The 17,962-nt window shown below is 45.6% G+C and carries 16 protein-coding genes; 7 read left to right on the forward strand and 9 right to left on the reverse strand.

All coding sequences use genetic code 11. The features are described 5' to 3' along the window. The first annotated feature begins 107 nt into the window (after window positions 1-107). Window positions 108-332 (forward strand): DUF433 domain-containing protein, encoded by a 225-nt coding sequence (locus tag QUA43_RS17770; protein WP_333196244.1) that lies wholly within the window; start codon window positions 108-110, stop codon window positions 330-332. A gap of 105 nt (window positions 333-437) precedes the next feature. Here the strand turns inward: QUA43_RS17770 and QUA43_RS17775 are convergent, their stop codons facing one another. Genes QUA43_RS17775 through QUA43_RS17790 form a run of 4 tightly spaced genes read right to left on the reverse strand, consistent with a single transcriptional unit; the run spans window position 438 to window position 3,426 of the window. After that, a complete protein-coding gene (locus tag QUA43_RS17775; protein ID WP_333375618.1) occupies window positions 438-1,661 on the reverse strand; it encodes a class I SAM-dependent methyltransferase in 1,224 nt (407 codons plus the stop codon). A 34-nt stretch (window positions 1,662-1,695) separates the two neighbouring features. After that, on the reverse strand, window positions 1,696-1,923 hold the full coding sequence (locus tag QUA43_RS17780; protein WP_333240184.1) for a type II toxin-antitoxin system HicA family toxin: 228 nt from the start codon (window positions 1,921-1,923) through the stop codon (window positions 1,696-1,698). Further along, a complete protein-coding gene (locus QUA43_RS17785; RefSeq protein WP_228049875.1) occupies window positions 1,923-2,201 on the reverse strand; it encodes a type II toxin-antitoxin system HicB family antitoxin in 279 nt (92 codons plus the stop codon). The genes QUA43_RS17780 and QUA43_RS17785 overlap by 1 nt, the downstream gene beginning before the upstream one ends. A 40-nt stretch (window positions 2,202-2,241) precedes the next feature. Beyond that, a complete protein-coding gene (locus QUA43_RS17790; protein ID WP_333083091.1) occupies window positions 2,242-3,426 on the reverse strand; it encodes an NAD(P)H-quinone oxidoreductase subunit H in 1,185 nt (394 codons plus the stop codon). 58 nt (window positions 3,427-3,484) lie between these two features. On the opposite strand from QUA43_RS17790, the gene rsmH reads away from it, so the two are divergent. The 3 genes from rsmH to QUA43_RS17805 all read left to right on the forward strand — a co-directional run bounded on the left by rsmH (window position 3,485) and on the right by QUA43_RS17805 (window position 7,556). After that, a complete protein-coding gene (gene rsmH, locus QUA43_RS17795) occupies window positions 3,485-4,387 on the forward strand; it encodes a 16S rRNA (cytosine(1402)-N(4))-methyltransferase RsmH (RefSeq protein WP_333375620.1) in 903 nt (300 codons plus the stop codon). 562 nt (window positions 4,388-4,949) lie between these two features. Beyond that, window positions 4,950-6,623: a SpoIIE family protein phosphatase gene (locus QUA43_RS17800; RefSeq protein ID WP_333375621.1), complete on the forward strand. Its 1,674-nt coding sequence runs from the start codon at window positions 4,950-4,952 to the stop codon at window positions 6,621-6,623. 510 nt (window positions 6,624-7,133) lie between these two features. Further along, window positions 7,134-7,556 (forward strand): ATP-binding protein, encoded by a 423-nt coding sequence (locus QUA43_RS17805; protein WP_006633914.1) that lies wholly within the window; start codon window positions 7,134-7,136, stop codon window positions 7,554-7,556. A 14-nt stretch (window positions 7,557-7,570) separates the two neighbouring features. Here QUA43_RS17805 and QUA43_RS17810 read toward each other — a convergent pair whose 3' ends face one another. The 3 genes from QUA43_RS17810 to QUA43_RS17820 all read right to left on the reverse strand — a co-directional run bounded on the left by QUA43_RS17810 (window position 7,571) and on the right by QUA43_RS17820 (window position 9,763). Beyond that, window positions 7,571-7,765, reverse strand: coding sequence for a hypothetical protein (locus QUA43_RS17810; protein ID WP_333375622.1), 195 nt, complete (start codon window positions 7,763-7,765; stop codon window positions 7,571-7,573). 260 nt (window positions 7,766-8,025) lie between these two features. Then, window positions 8,026-8,460, reverse strand: coding sequence for a nuclear transport factor 2 family protein (locus QUA43_RS17815; protein ID WP_333375624.1), 435 nt, complete (start codon window positions 8,458-8,460; stop codon window positions 8,026-8,028). A gap of 340 nt (window positions 8,461-8,800) precedes the next feature. Further along, a complete protein-coding gene (locus tag QUA43_RS17820) occupies window positions 8,801-9,763 on the reverse strand; it encodes an orange carotenoid protein N-terminal domain-containing protein (protein WP_333375626.1) in 963 nt (320 codons plus the stop codon). Window positions 9,764-9,972: 209 nt separating this feature from the next. On the opposite strand from QUA43_RS17820, the gene queG reads away from it, so the two are divergent. After that, window positions 9,973-10,938, forward strand: a complete 966-nt coding sequence (gene queG / locus QUA43_RS17825; RefSeq protein ID WP_333375627.1) for a tRNA epoxyqueuosine(34) reductase QueG — start codon at window positions 9,973-9,975, stop codon at window positions 10,936-10,938. 179 nt (window positions 10,939-11,117) lie between these two features. Then, entirely contained in the window at window positions 11,118-11,756 is a 639-nt protein-coding gene (locus QUA43_RS17830) for an HAD-IA family hydrolase (protein WP_333375628.1), read from the forward strand. Window positions 11,757-11,907: 151 nt separating this feature from the next. Here the strand turns inward: QUA43_RS17830 and QUA43_RS17835 are convergent, their stop codons facing one another. Further along, the gene (locus tag QUA43_RS17835; RefSeq protein WP_333375630.1) at window positions 11,908-12,735 is read right to left on the reverse strand and encodes an SWIM zinc finger family protein; all 828 of its coding nucleotides are present in this window, start codon (window positions 12,733-12,735) and stop codon (window positions 11,908-11,910) included. Here QUA43_RS17835 and QUA43_RS17840 point away from each other — a divergent pair. Further along, entirely contained in the window at window positions 12,709-12,912 is a 204-nt protein-coding gene (locus QUA43_RS17840; protein ID WP_333375632.1) for a hypothetical protein, read from the forward strand. The genes QUA43_RS17835 and QUA43_RS17840 overlap by 27 nt on opposite strands. A 97-nt stretch (window positions 12,913-13,009) precedes the next feature. Here QUA43_RS17840 and QUA43_RS17845 read toward each other — a convergent pair whose 3' ends face one another. Then, the gene (locus tag QUA43_RS17845) at window positions 13,010-17,803 is read right to left on the reverse strand and encodes an SNF2-related protein (RefSeq protein WP_333375633.1); all 4,794 of its coding nucleotides are present in this window, start codon (window positions 17,801-17,803) and stop codon (window positions 13,010-13,012) included. Window positions 17,804-17,962: the final 159 nt, after the last annotated feature.

Raw genomic sequence — 17,962 nt, forward strand, 5'->3', positions numbered from 1 at the left:
AAGTAATTGGTACAGCTTAATTAGTTAATAATCATGGGAATCCAGTTATTGACAATTACGATCGCACTCATTCATACTATAAGTAGGCGTTGTAGGAGCTAACTTTAATGTCGGAGCTATTCGCAAGAATCACGGTTAATCCTAGACAGTGTGGCGGTCGCCCTTGCATTCGTGGCATGAGAATTCGGGTATCAGACGTACTGGACTTATTTGTGGCTGGTTTGAGTGCGGAACAAATACTAGAAGAAATGCCCGATCTTGAAGCAGACGATCTGAGAGCATCTCTTTTGTATGCTTCGCGCAAACTCAATCATCCGGTATTGGTTGCATGACAATAATTTGGGGTAGATACAGAATCCATCAAAATTACATCCGCGTTAATCAGCGTTAATCAGCAGTTCAAAAAATCTCAACTATTAAATTAGTTAATAATCAATCTAAAATAATCTATCAGGCACCATCAAACCCTTCAAAATTCTCCCCTTTTCCTCCTCCCTCAACCCCTTACACTGCACCAAAACCCCAAACCCCCCCAAACCCATCGGATCGATCAGTTGATGCAAAGCCTCCCGACGCCGTAAAAACGTTGCCACATCCAATACTTCTGCATCATTTGTAGACAAAGAAGCAATGCGATCGCCCAAACCCAACGCCATCAAAAACAAAGCCTGCTGAGTAAACCCTACCACATCCAAACCGCACAATTCACCCTGCCTTTCCAACGCCGTAAAATTAACATGAGCCGTTAAATCCTGCCGCCCCACATTAATATAAGGATTGCTGTGATATCGGTGACGATAATAACACTGTAGCGTCCCCTCCCTGCGCCTCGGATTGTAATAGCGGTGCGCCGGATGGCCGTAATCAATAGTTAACAAATATCCCCGCTGCAACTTTTGAGCAACTGTACTCATCCAGTCCAAAGCCGCCAAATTCACCTCACTGCGATAACCATCCCCATAAACACTCGCCGACAAATCGATGCTTACAAACTCCAAATATTCGGCAATTTTAGGGGTGGAAACTTCGCCAACTACCTCAACAAATTTTATCTCTTCTTGTTCATTTTTTGGGGTATCTGCGACAACGTAAATCTCCCTAACTTGCCCTTCTTGCAGAATGAATTGATGCACGGGTAAAGCATCCACTAACTCGTTACAAAAGAAACAACCGACAATTGAATTATTAACTATATCATCCCAATTGCACCACTTAACACACTTGATATCGGTTAACATTTGCCGCTGTTCCGCTTGGAGTACAGGGGAAACTTCAACAATAATGTATTCTAAAATATGAAATAAATCGGGATGTTGGAGTTGCAGATATTGCAGCACATTTTCGGCAAAATTTCCCCGCCCAGCGCCCATTTCTACGATCGCGAAATTGAAAGGGCGATCGAGCAATTCCCACATTTCCACAAACTGATCCGCCAAAACCTCCGCAAAATCAGCACCCCAATGAGACGACGTGATAAAATCGCCTTGTTTGCCGATCGACTGGCGATCGCTATTATAATAACCGTGCTGCGGATGATATAATGCCAAATCCATATATTCAGCAAAAGTAATACGCTGCTGGGGACTGGCGGCAATTCTTTCGCAGATTAAAGCGCAGAGTTCCGGGTTACTATCGTTAATATCTGATTGCTGGGATGTCATAATTTTATGAGGCACTTAATCAAGCTGAACAAAATCATTCGAGTAGTGCTATAAACTCTTCCCTTGTGAGTTCTGCATCCCGCAGTATCTTGCGGAGTAAACCTCTACCTATGGTTTTGCCAGCATGGACAGGAATCGTTACTACCCGTCCATCTGCATGGATCATTCGCACATGACTGCCCTTTTGTCGAATCGTCTGAAAGCCTGCATTTTCTAAGGCGCTAATAACTGTATTTCCTGTTAAAGCTGGTAGTTTGGGCATTAAATCATTACCCTTTGAATACCTACAAATTCAGGTAATTTTTCATTACCCTCTTCTTCTAAACAAAGTGCAATAACTTCTTTAATATTGGCAATCAACTCATCAATAGTCTCTCCTTGGCTATAACAGGCTTTTAGCTGTGGGACTTCCCCGACATAATAGCCATCTTCATCTCGTTCAATAATGACGTAGAACTCTTGCTTGCTGACATTCATTCTGCAACCTCTTTGTTCTTTAAATTTTACTATATCATTATTAACAGTCAGGGCTTTAGTCATACTCGTTTAATAACTAAAGCCCTTACTGCTAACAGCGGGTCTACCTGTCAACCGAGCCCATAATAATGTCGATACTCCCCAAAATTGCCACCAAATCCGCAATCTTCACGCCGCGCACAATGTGAGGCAAAATCTGCAAGTTATTGAAATCCGCAGCCCGAATCTTCCAGCGCCAAGGAAACACGCTGTCGTCTCCGATAATATAAATCCCCAACTCACCCTTGCCGCTTTCAACGCGGACATAATGTTCGCCCTTGGGAATCTTAAAAGTCGGCGCTACTTTTTTGCCAATAAACTGATAGTCAAAACCATTCCATTCCGATTTTGGCCCGCTTTCTAAGCGCTTGGCTTCCAAATTCTCGTAAGGGCCGCCGGGGAGTCCTTTCAAGGCTTGATAGATAATCTTAACCGACTCGCGCATCTCCCGAATCCGTACTAAATACCGGGCTAAACAATCGCCAGCAGCTTCGGTACAGACTTCCCAGTCGAAGTCGTCATAACATTCGTAATGGTCAACTTTCCGCAAATCCCAATTTACGCCGGAACCGCGCAACATGGGGCCCGAAAGTCCCCAGTTAATCGCTTCGTTGCGAGAAATAGTACCCAGCCCCTCAATCCGGCGGCGGAAGATTGGATTGTTGGTAATTAAACGTTCGTACTCGTCAATTTTTGGAAGGAAGTAATCGCAGAAATCTTGGCACTTATCTACCCAACCGTAAGGCAAATCGGCGGCAACTCCGCCAATGCGGAAATAGTTATTATTAACCATGCGATAACCTGTGGCTGCTTCCCACAAGTCGAGAATTGGTTCGCGATCGCGCATAGTATAGAAAAAAGGAGTTTGCGCGCCCACGTCCGCCAAAAACGGCCCTACCCACATCAAGTGGTTAGCAATTCGGTTCAACTCCAGCATAATTACCCGAATATAACTAGCCCGTCTGGGGACAGCAATATTTGCCAACTTTTCCGGTGCATTCACTGTCACCGCTTCGTTAAACATCCCCGCAGCGTAGTCCCAGCGGCTCACGTAGGGCACGTACATCACGTTGGTGCGGTTTTCGGCAATTTTTTCCATCCCCCGGTGCAGATAGCCCAAAACTGGCTCGCAGTCCACCACATCTTCCCCGTCCAGGGTGACAATTAACCGGAGTACCCCGTGCATTGAAGGGTGGTGCGGCCCCATGTTGAGCACCATCGGTTCGGTTCTAGTCTCAATTCTTGACATAATTAAATGAATTAATGATTACTGACTATTGTTGATTTTTGTTTCGCTGTTATAGATTATGAAGGATATCGAGCTCTCTGAGAAGGAGACCCTTGGATCAGATGTCAGTATTGACACCTATCACGTTCCAGTTTTGGGTCAAGAATTAATTGCGGGTTTGGCTGTGCGTGCAGGCGGACACTATTTGGACGCGACGCTTGGGGGCGGCGGACACACGAGTTTGATTTTAGCGGCGGCGCCAGATGTTACAGTGGTGGCGATCGACCGCGATGAACAAGCCATCCGTTTTTGCCAAGCCCGATTTGCCAACTCGCCCGTTGAGTTTTGGCACGGCAACTTTGCTGAATATCAGTCCCCAGAGGCCGAATTTGATGGTATCATAGCAGACTTGGGCGTCAGCTCTGCTCAGTTCGATACACCGGAACGAGGATTTAGTTTTCGCCACCCAGCTCAACTAGATATGCGTATGAACCAGCAGCAATCTTTGACGGCAGAAGAGATTATCAACCACTGGGAAGAAGTTAAACTAGCAGATATTATTTACAGGTACGGCGAGGAGCGACTGTCGCGGCGCATCGCAAGGCGGATTGTGCAAGGGCGCCCTTTTCAAACTACAACAGAACTTGCAGGGGCGATCGCCTCCAGCTTCCCCCCCAAGCAGCGCAACGGCAGAATCCATCCGGCCACCCGTACTTTCCAAGCTTTAAGGATAGCTGTCAACTCCGAACTCGCTTCTTTAGAAACTTTCCTCAACCAAGCCCCAAGGTGGTTAAAACCCGGTGGGAGAATCGGAATCATTACATTTCACAGTCTGGAAGACCGACCAGTCAAGCACCAACTCAGAGGAACACCCAATTTGCAGGTACTGACAAAAAAGCCGATCGTGCCACAATCCGAAGAAGTCGCTAGAAATCCCCGCTCTCGTTCTGCTAAGCTCAGACTGGCAGAAAGAATAACTTGATTCGGCAGTAGTAATATGCTTGCTGCAAAAAGTTCAGAGATTAGGGAGACTTGCTTGCAGCAATCAAGTACGATTCGGCAAAGATGTAGGGAATAGCGCCAACAACCCACCACTAACCCTCCGGGTACAGTGCGGCTTGAAATACAGTCGGTGTTGACCAGACTTAGGTAGCAATACCTCCGTTAGTAGTAAGTGTTAAAATTCACACCGAGGACAGTGCCCAGCTAGTTAAGAACTCTGCAATCAGAGCATTAATTAGCCGTTTTGAATGCTGGTGTGTTTAGAAAAGTACCGACTGCTAACCAGGTCATTGCTCATATCGCAGCCTGAAAGCTGACTCGGGAATTTTCCCTATTGAAGCGGCCTACCGAGGCGGGTTACAGTATCGAAAGCCTCTCATCTGTGCGAACAGATGGTGCGAAAGGAATGCTCACCTTGAGGTAAAACGGGTTTCTTTAACTCAACTTGACGTAACTGATATGTTGCATATATCCAGCCCCCCTTTTCCTCCCGCCACCTTGCTGATTACAGCTATGGTGGGGGTTTTCAAGGGGGAAGAAAGATGAGTCGGGGAGATGGAAGCAAGCTGAAATTGATGGTAGTCGATGACGAACCCGACAACTTGGATTTATTGTACCGGACGTTTCGACGCGACTTTCAAGTTTACAAAGCAGATAGCGCCCTCAGCGCCCTGGAAGTTCTAGACGAACAGGGCGAGATGGCGGTGATTATATCTGACCAGCGGATGCCAGAAATGAATGGCACCGAGTTTTTGGGGAAAACAGTCGAGCGATTTCCCGATACGATTCGGATTCTGTTAACGGGATACACCGATGTTGAAGATTTGGTTGAGGCCATCAACTCAGGTCAAGTTTTCAAATACATCACCAAACCGTGGAATCCAGAAGAACTCAAATTGGTGATCAATCAAGCCTCAGACACTTACAAATACTACAAGCAGCGCAGCGTTGCATTGCGCCGCGCTTTACGCAAGGAATCTCTGTTCAATGAGGTAATGAGCGTGATTCGCGGGTCGCTAGATTACTCTAGTATGGTACAAACTATTGTTCAAACCGTAGGTCAAACTTTTGAGGCCAACTATTGTATGCTGCGGCCGGTAGAAGCCGATCGACTATTACCGAGTACCTTCCCCTACCAAGCCCAAACCTCTGAAACCAGTAGCTTTTCTTTTGATGAAAATTTGCTGGTGCAAGCCGTAGCCAGCCGCCAAACTCAAGTGAACTCAAGCAGTGGGGAGAATGGTAACTCGGTTGAGATTGCCGTGCCCCTGACTTACCAGCAAGAATTGCTGGCGGTACTGGCTTTGTCCCAGATTGGTGGCACTAACCCTTGGTCGGCAGAAGAGATAGAGTTAATAGAAGGTGTAGCAGCTCAAGCTGCTCTGGCCCTGTCTCAAGCTAAGCTCTACCAGCGCACTCTGGATTTAGCCAAGCAGATGCAAAACGAGTTGGAGGTGGCTCGCCAAATCCAAACAAACTTGTTGCGCCAAAGTTGGCCGGATTTTGAAACTGTCAGGGTGCAAGCTTGCTGTTATCCCGCGCGGGAAGTTGGTGGCGACTTTTTTGAAGTCTACGTCCACTCCCAAGGGGATATTTGGATAGCGGTGGGAGATGTTTCGGGTAAGGGAGTTCCGGCTGCTCTATTTATGGCGAGCGCGATTTCGGTGATGCGTCGGGAACTTTCCCAAGAAGTTTCTCCAGAACCCGATCGAGTTATGCAGAACATGAATAGCAGTATGTCTGACGACCTGATCGGCAACAACCATTTTATTACAATGGTTGTAGCTCGTTACACTCCGTCAACGGGACACCTAGCTTTTGCTAATGCCGGTCACATTTACCCGATTGTTTGGTCTCACTCGGAGGTGAAAGCTCAAGCCGCTAGCGGTAAAACGCCAGTCGAGCCGAATTTCCTGAAAGCTCGTGGCATTCCTTTGGGGATACTACCAGTTTGGAGGGGCAAAGCAGGTACGATCGAATTAAAGTCAGGAGATGTATTTCTGCTGACGAGTGACGGAATTACTGAAGCTAGCGTGACTACTGAAGCGGTCGCAGGGGGTGTACCAACCCGTTCTATGCTACAACAAGAAGGGCTTTGGCAACTTTTGATTCAGGAACCTGGTTCTTTCAACTTGGACAATTTGTTGGCTCACATCCGAGCTGACAATCCCGTTCAGGAAGACGACCAAACCATACTCTCTCTGGAGGTTCTTTGAATCTGTCAGCGACTCCCGACGCGTAGTCGGGGGTGAGAGCCGAAAAAACTTAAGCTCTGCTTGTTGACGGCCCATAGATTAGTCCTGCAAAGGACGGCGCGATCGTCAACAGTAAAAAAACACAGTAAAAAACCTAGCCGGCGATGGCGCAGCTAGTTTCCTGAATCGCTTTCCTGGGGGATTAAATACCTGTAAAGGGTTAAGGTAGAAGGCATTCGTCAGAAAAAACCAACGCTTAAAAGCAAAGGATTGAAACACAGATTTTTTATACCTCGCTGCTTGCAGTCTCGGTATAATTATCAATTGTTAATGGGTTTTAAGCCCCTAACAAAAGTTTTCAACGATACTCTTAACTTCTGCCTTCTACCGACTGACGAATGCCTGATTTTTAAACAGAAAAGGCTAGTATCCCCCGATTAGCGACAAGTATTGAGGCCGAATCCATTCGGCGCGTCGTGTTTCATACCTGGTGTGAAGACACAGGGGTTTTCAAACTTACGGGATTTTTTTATGAATACTGAGCTTCATGTGCCAAGCGACTTGCGGTTTTTAACAATTGTTGAAAATTGGTTGCTGAGCAGTTTGGAAGTAGAGCTAGGAGAGCACGTCGATTGGCCGCGTCAGTCGAATCGTTTGCGCTTGGTGTTAGCAGAAGCCTATTCTAACGTGATCCGCCATGCTCACAAAGATCAACCCAATTTGCCCGTGTTAATTCGCTTGAATTTAAAAAATAGGGATATTGGTTTAGAAATTTGGGATTACGGTAAAGGTTACGAAATGGATACTTACAATCCCCCGAGGCCGGAAGCTAAACAGGAAAGCGGCTACGGCTGGCTGATTATGAGCAGACTTATGGATCGGGTGGACTACACTTTGCAAATAGACGGTCGCAACTGTCTAAAGTTGGAAGCGAGTTTGCCGGAAAAATCTTAATTAGTCGTTAGTCATTAGTCAGGAGTGATTAATGATTGACAATGCACTTTTTGACTCGCTTTGGCTGTCTGTCGCACGGTGCGGTGACAGCCACTTTTTTGTGCAGTAGCGTCAGCCCAAGGCGAGACTGTAAGATTGTAGGGGTAAAGTCCCGATCGCACAAATACCGCAGAAACGGGATTTTTATACCGTGAGTGGCACTTTACCAAAGATTTGGATAGAAAACCCGGTTTCTACCTCATTCTGGCGATAAAGAGCCGATTAACCTGGCGATCGCACGACTTTAGCTATTACGTGCGATCGACAGGTCATATCATGTCCGATCGAGTGGCCGCGATTAAAAGGGCGAGTTTTTGAGATTGTCAATTATTGGCAGATATTTTTCGTGAACCCGCCCCTACCGTATTAGGGGTAATCGATCGGACATAAGGTCAAACCAAAATAGACAATTTAAATTTGAAACAGATTATCAAACATCAAATTTCTTATGTGACCGCATATTTAGCAATTCTTGGGGAGAAGCTAACAGTTTGACCGTGACAGAAAGAATTTGTTGGTCAGAATTGAGCAAGAACAGCCATGCGACATTAACACCAAATGCGGAAGTTTGCACCCGGCCGCTGACCTGAACTTCTACTTTGCCATCTTCTAAAATTTGGCTGACACCTTTCTGGGGTTCTAGCTGCATTCCTCGCGCTTCTTTTTTGAGATAAGTGGCGATCGAAATCTTGCCGATAATTGGATCTTCAAACGGCGCGTGCAGAACCCCATCATCGGCAAATAAATTAGCCGTTGCTTCAAAATCGCCCGCGTTTAAAGTTTCAAAATATCGCAGTACAGTTGGATTTGTAATGCCGACAATCGTTATAGGGCTAGTTAAAATACGTGGAGTTGTTGCGGTCATAAAACAAATGATTTCAGAGGAATAAGTATACTGTAATCATTCTCTTTGTCGTAGCAAATCCCTCAAAAGATATAAGTATATCGAGTAAAATAATTCTCCTAAAAAAGGAGGAACCGGAGAGCGTCGATCGCAGCTTTCAGAGCGATCGACCAAAATCAAGACTACTTTCAAAAAATGCAAGTGTAGCCAAGCTGCAAACCCTGATACTATCAGTCATTTCCCATCCTTCAATTCTTGAATCTAAAATTTAAAATCTAAAATCTAAAATGATAGAAACCCAGACACCTGAAGGCATCTGGGTTTCTGGCCAAGTCTGTTTGACAGACCGAACCCGAATATTCTATTTACGCATCAAATTGAGCAATTCTTTAGGAGATGCCAACAAGTCGATCGCCACAAAGAAAATTTGACCTTGGGGATCGAGCAAAAACCGCCACGCAATGTTCATGCCCACATTCGCGCCGAACCAGGGAGTTTCGACTTTGCCCGTGACTTTCACTTGGCGGTAGCCATCTTCTGCGGGTTCAGATACGCCTTGCTGTGGCATCATTTTCAGTCCGATGCACTCTTCCCGCATATAGTTGAGGATAGCTTCGCGACCAACGATCGGCTTTTGGAAAGGCGGTTGCAGGGCACCTTCTTCAGCAAATAAACCGACGGCTGGGGTGAAGTCGAAGGCGTTCATGTAGTCGATGTAGCTGAGCACTGTCTGCTCGCTGATACCCTCAATTTGGGTTTTCACCCGCTCTTCTGGAGCAGTGGGAGTGCTGCGGGGGGCTGAGCGTTTGGCGTACTCTTGGTTAAAAGCAGGGTCATAGCCCATGTTAACTACGGTATTCCGAAGTACGGTAATTTGCTGACCCGGATCGAGTTTTTTGATGGTTTCGAGAACTGTGGTAGCTTCGGGAGACATTTGATAGCCAGCGGGGATAGGAGCGACAACGCCCTGTTGCATCAACTGTCCCAACTCGTACCAGAAACCGAGTTTGGTATTGACGCGCAAAGAAGTGTAAATCCGACCTATGGTGGTGTCGGCGTTGCTGGCGAGGTCAAACATGGTTTTGCTTTGAGCAGCAGGCGACATTTGCTTGATTTCGCTCAGAATGCCTTCGACAAGCGCCATGCTGGCTACTCCTGGGGCGGCGGCGGTGATGGAAACACCCATTTCGGTGTAGGCATACCAGAGCAGTGCCAGTTGGTCTTCAACGCTGAGTTTGTAGAACGCTTCCGTGGTAGCCGGAACAACGCTAGCAATCTCGGTGTTGGAAAAAATAGATTGAGCTGATTGAATACTAACTGCCATATGTATGCTGTGGGATTCGCTGTCGGTTTTACTTGCGTACTTGAATTAGCGAATCGAATTCTCCCTAAATTAAATTATGTAACATTTTTGACATTTTGGAGTTCAAACTTATAAATATAAAGATTGCCAAAGTATTATCAATACTGGCCCAAAATTACTCTTAAAGTTACTAGACTTATGGCACAAATTGTGCATTGGTTTCTTACGTGATGAAAAAATCAATTAATAGCGATCGCATTAAGCAAAAAGCCCTTGAGTTGGGATTTCACAAAGTGGGGATAGCCTCAAAAGACGCGGATTTTGATCTAGAAAAACAAAGATTGCAGGCTTGGCTGGACAAGGGTTATCAGGCGGATATGGCATGGATGGCAAACCCGAAACGGCAGGATATTCAATTGGTGATGCCAGAGGTGCAGTCATTAATATGTGTCGCCATAAACTACTACACGCCCCACCAACGCCCCGAAAATCCCCTGTGCGAGGGGGGGGTCGAGGCAGGGGTCGAATATGCTAAAATCTCTCGCTACGGTTGGGGGCGGGATTACCACAGAATTTTGCACAAAAAACTGAAGGTTTTGGCAAATTGGGTACGATCGCAAGGCGAGGGAATTGAAGCGCGGTATTATGCTGATACTGGGCCGGTTCAGGATAAAATGTGGGCGCAGCGTGCCGGGATTGGCTGGATTGCCAAAAATGGTAATGTAATTTCGCGCGAATACGGTTCTTGGGTGTTTTTGGGCGAAATCTTGACTAATTTGGAGTTAGCATCGGATGAGTCTCATACGGAACATTGCGGTACTTGTACTCGCTGCATTGAGGCGTGTCCGACGGGAGCAATTACTGAGCCTTTTGTGGTGAATGCCGATCGATGTATAGCCTATCACACGATCGAGAATCGAGCCGAAAAATTGCCCGACGAAATTGCATCTAATTTACAAGGTTGGGTAGCAGGGTGCGACATTTGTCAGGATGTTTGTCCTTGGAATCAGCGATTTGCTAAACCAACTGATGTGGCAGAGTTTGAGCCTTATCCTGAAAATATAGCGCCGACACTTGCAGAATTAGCCGACATTTCCGACGAGGAATGGAACCGCAGATTTACCGCTTCGGCGCTGCGGCGCATTAAACCCGAAATGCTGCGGCGAAATGCGAAAGCCAATCAAATTAACCCTTAAAAGTTGAGATGTTCGCGCTCAGGGTGCTTAGGGGCACATTACCCTATAGATAATAACTCTAGGGTGTGTAAGGATGGTCAAGACCCAATACATTATGCAGTAAGTCATTCCCCCATCTAAAATCTAAAATCTAAAATCTAAAATGGTATGAGCCCCCGTTCCTTATTTGCTATTGTCTAATGACCAAAGTAATTATTTTTGATTTTGACGGTACTTTAGCAGATACAATCGATATTCTTCTAAGCATCAGCAACCGTTTGTCAGTAGAATTAGGCTTTAAGTCGGCGACTAAAGAGCAAATCGCTCAACTGAGCAATTTAACTTCTTGGCAACTCCTTCAGTATTCGGGAATTTCTATCTTCAAATTCCCGCTGTTGATTAGAATGTTGAAAGCAGAGTTACGCAGCGAAATTCCCAACATTCAGTTATTTCCGGGGATTAAAGACGTTTTACTCGATTTAAAAACACTGGGATTTCAACTGGGCATTATCACATCTAATTCCCGAGAAAACGTCTTGGGTTCGCTGGAAAAAAACGGTTTGCAAGACACTTTTACGTTTATTTACTCTGGTTCAACTTTTGGCAAACATAAAGTTATTAATAGATGGCTAAAAACAGAACATATAAATGCTAAAGAAGTCGTTTATGTGGGAGATGAAATTAGAGATATAGAAGCTGCTAGAAAAACCGGAATTAAGGTAATTGCTGTAGCTTGGGGTTTTAATTCTCAGCAGGCTTTGGCTGCACACCATCCCGATTTTTTGATTCAACGCCCCCAGGAATTGATAGAAATTATGAGTAATTTGCGGGAAGTGTAAACTGAAATTGCAAAAAGTAAGACTCGTCGATTGAAATCTATTCTAGACAAACTCTCGTTCCACCCGAGAGGGACTAAAGAATAAAAGGGGTATTAAAGCCTGATTTGTTATCAGCCATAGTCCCTTGTATCATCTCTGCGAATACATTATGTTAATCTCCTTCGCCCCGTTTCAGTGCTGCTAAAACTGCTTGCTGGCTAACTGCTTGGTAGATTTTGCTAAAATGCTGCTTGAGTGCGTCAGATGCAGGGGAGGATTTGCTAGCGGTTCCTTTTCCGTCGGTGGCGAGGGGAATTGGGCCTAAGATATCTAAGACTGTTTCGCTGCTGGGCGGCGGTACAATCACTACTAAAGATGATTCTAGCTGCTGATTGTATTCCCAAAAGCGATCGACCTTCGGCAATTTAGCATTCGCAGTAGGGGAATTTTCACCCTTGTTTAGCTGGGTATTTTCCTCTCCTTCCGTACCCCGTCTTTGACGAAGTGCTGTCAAGATTTGCTCTTTGGTTCTCCCCCGCAGTTGAAACAGTACGAAAGGGTCTTCGCCGAAGCGATCGCCCAATAAGTAGTATACAGCACTGATGTGTTTGCAAGGGTTTTGCGGGTCAGGACAGCTACAGCGCGATCGAATATCAGATAAACTTAACGGAAATAGCGTTTTGCCCGCTGCTGCAAATACATCTTCAATATTGTGTGGCATTTCTCCTGCTAAGAGCTTAGCTGAAAAAACTGCTCTTTGCGACATATTTTCAATCACACAATCCCAATCTTCATCAGTCAATGTATCGAGTCCCAAAGAAACTTGATAGGGTTTTGGATCAGTGCCTTGAACTATGGCAATTACTTCTTGATTGGGAAATTTAATGCTGAGAACTTTACCTTCGCGCGCGTACTGCCAGCCGCGTTCTAACCGCTTTTTGAAGCGGTAGGTATTGATTAAATCTAACCACTGTTGTGTCCACCATTCTCTGTCAATCATAAGCGGAAGGAAGAAGGAAGAAGGAAGAAGGAAGAAGGAAGGAAGAAGGAAGAAGGAAGAAGGAAGTTCGGCAACGGATTCTGTAACGGATGTAACGGATGTCAGGAAGAAGGCTTTAGTTATCTAGGAGAGTCAAAAACCTGGTTTTATACGGAAAAACTGGACTATAACCTTTAATCCTGTTAGAAAACCCGGTTTCTGTGGTCAGAGTGCGTAATTCCTCTGATTTTTGAGAACTAAGGTCCTCACCAGAAACAGAATAAAATTAAGCACATTATTCTTCTTCGTTTTCTATAATAGCATTGCGATCGAGAATTAGTAAATTGCGAAGTTGGTCTGTATCTAGCTCGGTGAGCCAGTTTTCGCCGGCGCTGACCACTTGTTCCGCTAGAGCTTTCTTACTTTCGATCATATCGTGTATTTTCTCCTCTAACGTACCAGTGCAGACAAATTTGTGAACTTGCACATTGCGGGTTTGACCGATGCGAAATACGCGGTCAGTTGCTTGATTTTCTACTGCGGGATTCCACCATCTGTCATAGTGGAAAACGTGGGTTGCTCTGGTTAAGTTCAAACCAGTACCACCAGCTTTTAAGGATAAAATCATAATCGGCGGGCCTTGGGGATCGTGCTGGAAGCGATCGATCATTTCTTCCCGCTGCTGTTGCCTAATTCCGCCGTACAAAAACAAAACTTCTCGCCGTAAATGCTTTTCTAGATGCGGTTTCAGGAGTTTTCCCCATTCGGCAAATTGAGTAAAAATTAAAGCCCGATCGCCCTCAGCGATCACCTCTTCTAACATTTCCACCAACCGCTGCAATTTCCCCGATTCCTGGCTCTTAATCTCCAATTCTTTCGGCTTAGCTTCTGCTTTCACAAGAGCCGGATGGTTGCAAAGTTGCTTGAGTTTTACCAGCAAAGCCAGAATCATTCCCCGGCGCTGAATGCCTTCTGCTGAGTCTAATTCAGCTATTGACTCTTCGACTATTTTCTGATATAATACCGCCTGTTGAGTCGCCAGCCCGCAAAATACAGTCATCTCCTGTTTTTCGGGCAAATCTTGGATGATTTCTTTGTCAGTTTTCAGGCGGCGGAGGATGAAAGGCCGAACGAGCGATCGCAAAGTCTGCAAAGATTCCCTATCTCCGTATTTCTCGATCGGAATTGCAAATCGGCGCTGAAAGAAATTGCGCGGCCCCAAATAACCAGGATTGAGAAACTCCAAAATTGACCACAATTCTTGCAGTCTATTTTCCACCGGAGTTCCCGTCAGCGCAATTCTAAAAGATGCCTCGATTTGCCGCACGGCTTGCGACTGCTTCGCCTCGGAATTTTTAATATTTTGCGCTTCATCTAAAACCAATCCTTGCCACTTAATGCCTTGAATTTCCTTAGCATCACGGAACACTAGCGCATAACTGGTAATTATTAAATCCTTTCGTTTAATTTCAGCCGCAAATGCTTTGCCTTTAGCGCGTTTGTCTCCGTGGTGAACTAATACTTTCAGCGTCGGGCCAAATTTCTTGACTTCGCGTTCCCAGTTGCCCAATACCGATGTCGGACAAACCAGTAATGTTGGCGCTTCTAGAGAATTTTGTTCTTGTAAATGCAGGAGAAAAGTAATTAGCTGAATAGTATTGTGGCACAAGATATTATTGGCAACAAAATTGTGATACTTGCTCACCTCAAAATCATAAACCCACCCGCTGTACTCAAAATCCTCAATTTCCTCTATCCGAGAATAAAAAACTTCTTGGTCTAGAAAAAGTTGTAAGCTTTCTCTGATTGTATCTAGCTGTTGTGTGTCTAAATTTGCATAAGCTTCTAGAGTCTGATTCGTCCACTTTGAAGGCTTTAGCTGACGGTATTCTTGTTCGGCAGACCCATTTAAAATATTTTCCATCCCAGCGACTACCCTTGCCAGACTCCTGTGGGAAAACTCCTGAGAACCGTTGATGTAAACGGGGTTGTGCATTCCAAAATGGCGCAATGGTAATTTTGTAATTTCTACTGCACGAGCGACGATATCGGAAGCAGGAATTCCCTCAACATTGGTGTTGCAAGCCGATTCGCAAATCTGCTCTAATTTACGCTGTTTTTCGGGAGAACCGAAGCCAATTTCCTGCAAAAATATGCGCGCTGAGTTACCGCCGAAAGTGCCAATATAATAGGTGCGAAAAATCCCGCTGCCATTGGTGGCGCATTTCTGTCTGGTGGCGATTCGCAGCCAAATTCCAAAGCGCCGCAGCAGTGTAGAAAGTTGTTGGATGATTAAAGGCGAAGCGGTGCTAATTTCGATATTTCGCGTGTTAAGGAAGACAGAACCTTCAGCATCAAAGTAGTTTTTGAGGAAAAGCCGTATGCTGTCAAGATTGGCTTGCATGATAAATTGCGGGAAGCTTTTCTCGGCTGACAGCTTTCCCCACTCGTAGCCTTTAGTCTCAAGAAAGCTTTGGTACGATCGACTACACACAGCTAAATATGCTGCTCTTTGCTTACCGGGAGTACGAACAGCAGGATTATTTATTTCTATCCCATACTTTTTGCTTAAACGGTGAAGTGTGAAACGCAATTCTTCAAGAACTGCCACATCTTTCTGCGTTATTGTGAGGATTGCCCGATCGCGCTGCTCATATCCCTCAGCAATCTGCCAAGCCAGAAACTTGACCAAATCGGGATCTTCCGGCTTTCCTTCCCAATACAATTTAGCAGGAACGCAAACATAATCTCCAACCTTGAACTCATTTGTCCAGCCATCGCGTCCTAACAATTTGTGGCGGCGGGTAATTGTGATGCTGCTACCATCTTGTAGTTTGATGGTTCGCAACTTTTCTTGCACTTGCTGACGGTAAAGCCGTCGAACAGTCGCCTGTACAATTTTGCCTGTTTCCTGATTTATGGAATTTACCAGTAATTGCTCGTTAGGTTCAGACCAAAACCCCTCACCGTCGAATTCTGTTTTTCCGGCATAAGCTTCCCATATTTTTTCAGCTTTTTGTAAAAAGCCATTGACAAAAAGCAAAGAATGTGGTATAATGCACTTGCCCAATCCCATATCGTCCGCGAGACAAGCACCCAAACCCCAGCGTTCTAAGAATGCTAACCAGCCTGCTCCTAGGGCTTGATAAGGCCGCAATTGTCCTCGGAAACTAGCTGGAGTTGCGATCGCACTTACCGCTTGATTATCGCTCAAAGTATTCAACAATTCCTGAAGTTGACCCGTAGCCTCAAAATTCACCACAGGCAATTTCTCAATCATCTGAGAATCGCCCGACGCTAAACGCAAAGCATCCTCCAAAGAAAGAGTCATTTGCTCTTTGCGACTAGCAAAAAAAGTTTGAGCAGCCCTCACATCCGGCGCGCGCAACTCCACCCACTCACCGTTAATTTCCACCAAAGGCGAATTCAACGCGATCAATCTGTCAAACTCTGCCTTAGAAATGCGCTGTCCGCCGATCGTCAATTCCCACTTAAAATTTAGCAGACTTTGCAATCCCAACCCCCCCTTGCCCCCCCTTACTAAGGGGGGGTTAGTTTCTCCAGCGCCCCCCCTTACTAAGGGGGGGTTGGGGGGGGTTGTTTCCGCTTGAATGCTCAAACCCAAACGACTCGCCCAACCATCCGCCTTTGTCAAACTCGGCGGCAAAACTACGCCCAACCCACTATCAGCAAACCGCCAAGCTACAGACTTAATAAACTCGTAAGCTTGCAGCGGATTTAATTGGCAAGATTGAGGCCGCTGTGCTTGCAAACTCGGTTCAATTAACGGATAAAGTTTCGAGGCTAAACCCAAGCCGCTGAGCAAAGTTTCTTGAGGCAATTCTATTGTCCGCCCCGCGTAAGCCAAACGCTCGACAGAGTTGTTCCAAACAGTTGTCGCGTCTACCAAAAATTCGGTTTCATCTGCTGCTTGCAAGCAATAATTTAAATTCCAGTTGGCTTTACCGGGCGCTGGTGGTATGAGTTGAAAGCAAGTGCGAAATTGACTTTGTTGAGATAATTGGTTTTGCAGCGGTGCAGTCCAAGCACTCAGCTTGGTTGCCAAGTTTTCTAATGCTGCTTTTTCTACTTGAACTCTCCCAGATTCCTGCTGCAAAGCTTGCAGCCAGTCGCGCACAGGAGAAACTGCTTTGATGTCTAAAGTAGAGCTACCAGCAGATCGCACTTGACTATCTACAATACTACTCAAAAAGCCTAATACCAATTCCTCCGCCCCCATCGGCAAATCCACCGCTAAAGGCAATTGACTGGATTCTTCTTCTTTTTCCCCTCTTCCTTCTTCTTTTTCCCCTCTTCCCTCTTCCTTCTTCCCTCTTCCTTCTTCCTTCTTCCTTCTTCCTTCTTCCTTCGATTGATATGTTCGGCAAGCCGTCGGCATTTGCTTGACAAAAGTGGCGAGGCGGAGTGTATCTGTAGAACTATCTAACAACGGTTGCCATTTGGCAATAGCAGAACCGTCGGACTGTTTCTCCAATCCAGGCAAAAACTTGCATCTTGCCAACAAATCCAAACTCCACCTAGCAATATGAGACCAAAAACGCAAATCTGAGCCGACAAAAGAGTCCGGTTCCGTGCTGTTAAGCGGTAGTGATTGCAAGAAAACAAAAGCGGCTTGAGGGTTGAGACAAAAACCCTCGACTTGCCAGGGATAAAGGTAAATATCCTCGGTTTTAGCGGGTTCATCAAGTGCTGCTGCTGAGTGCTGTGGCATCAGAGTTGCGTTCGATTCTGAGATGTGGGTGGGAAGTGCGATCGCCCGAATTTCCTTTTGAATTGAGGAGTTGGGTTCGCTAATTTCTTCCTTGGGAGTTTTGGTCGATCGCCGAGTTTTTTTGCTTTTTTCCGGTGGGGTTTCTGCGGTTTCCGGTAATTGCCAATCCAGTTTTCCCGACTGTTGCAAGGAATTTAGAAAAGTCTTAAATTCAGCTTCGGTCATTGCTAAGGGATGCGGTAAATTTATCCCCGATTCCCTGGTTTCAATTGCACCAATTTTTCGCCAAGTTTCTCCCCAAATAAATAAGCAATTTTTTTCATTATCTATAAGCCAACTGCCGTGTAAAATTGCCATATTTTTTACCCTGATATTTGTATTTAAGTGCGAGGTTGACTACAGCATTTATATGGGATTTGTGAAAATTTTATTTAAAACAAACCGAGGAAATTTTGAGCCAGATAGGAATTAGGTAGAACCGGTATAGCCTTTCTCAGTAACATGAGGTGCACGCTT

This window comes from Microcoleus sp. N9_B4 (assembly GCF_036701635.1).
Taxonomy (GTDB): domain Bacteria; phylum Cyanobacteriota; class Cyanobacteriia; order Cyanobacteriales; family Microcoleaceae; genus Microcoleus.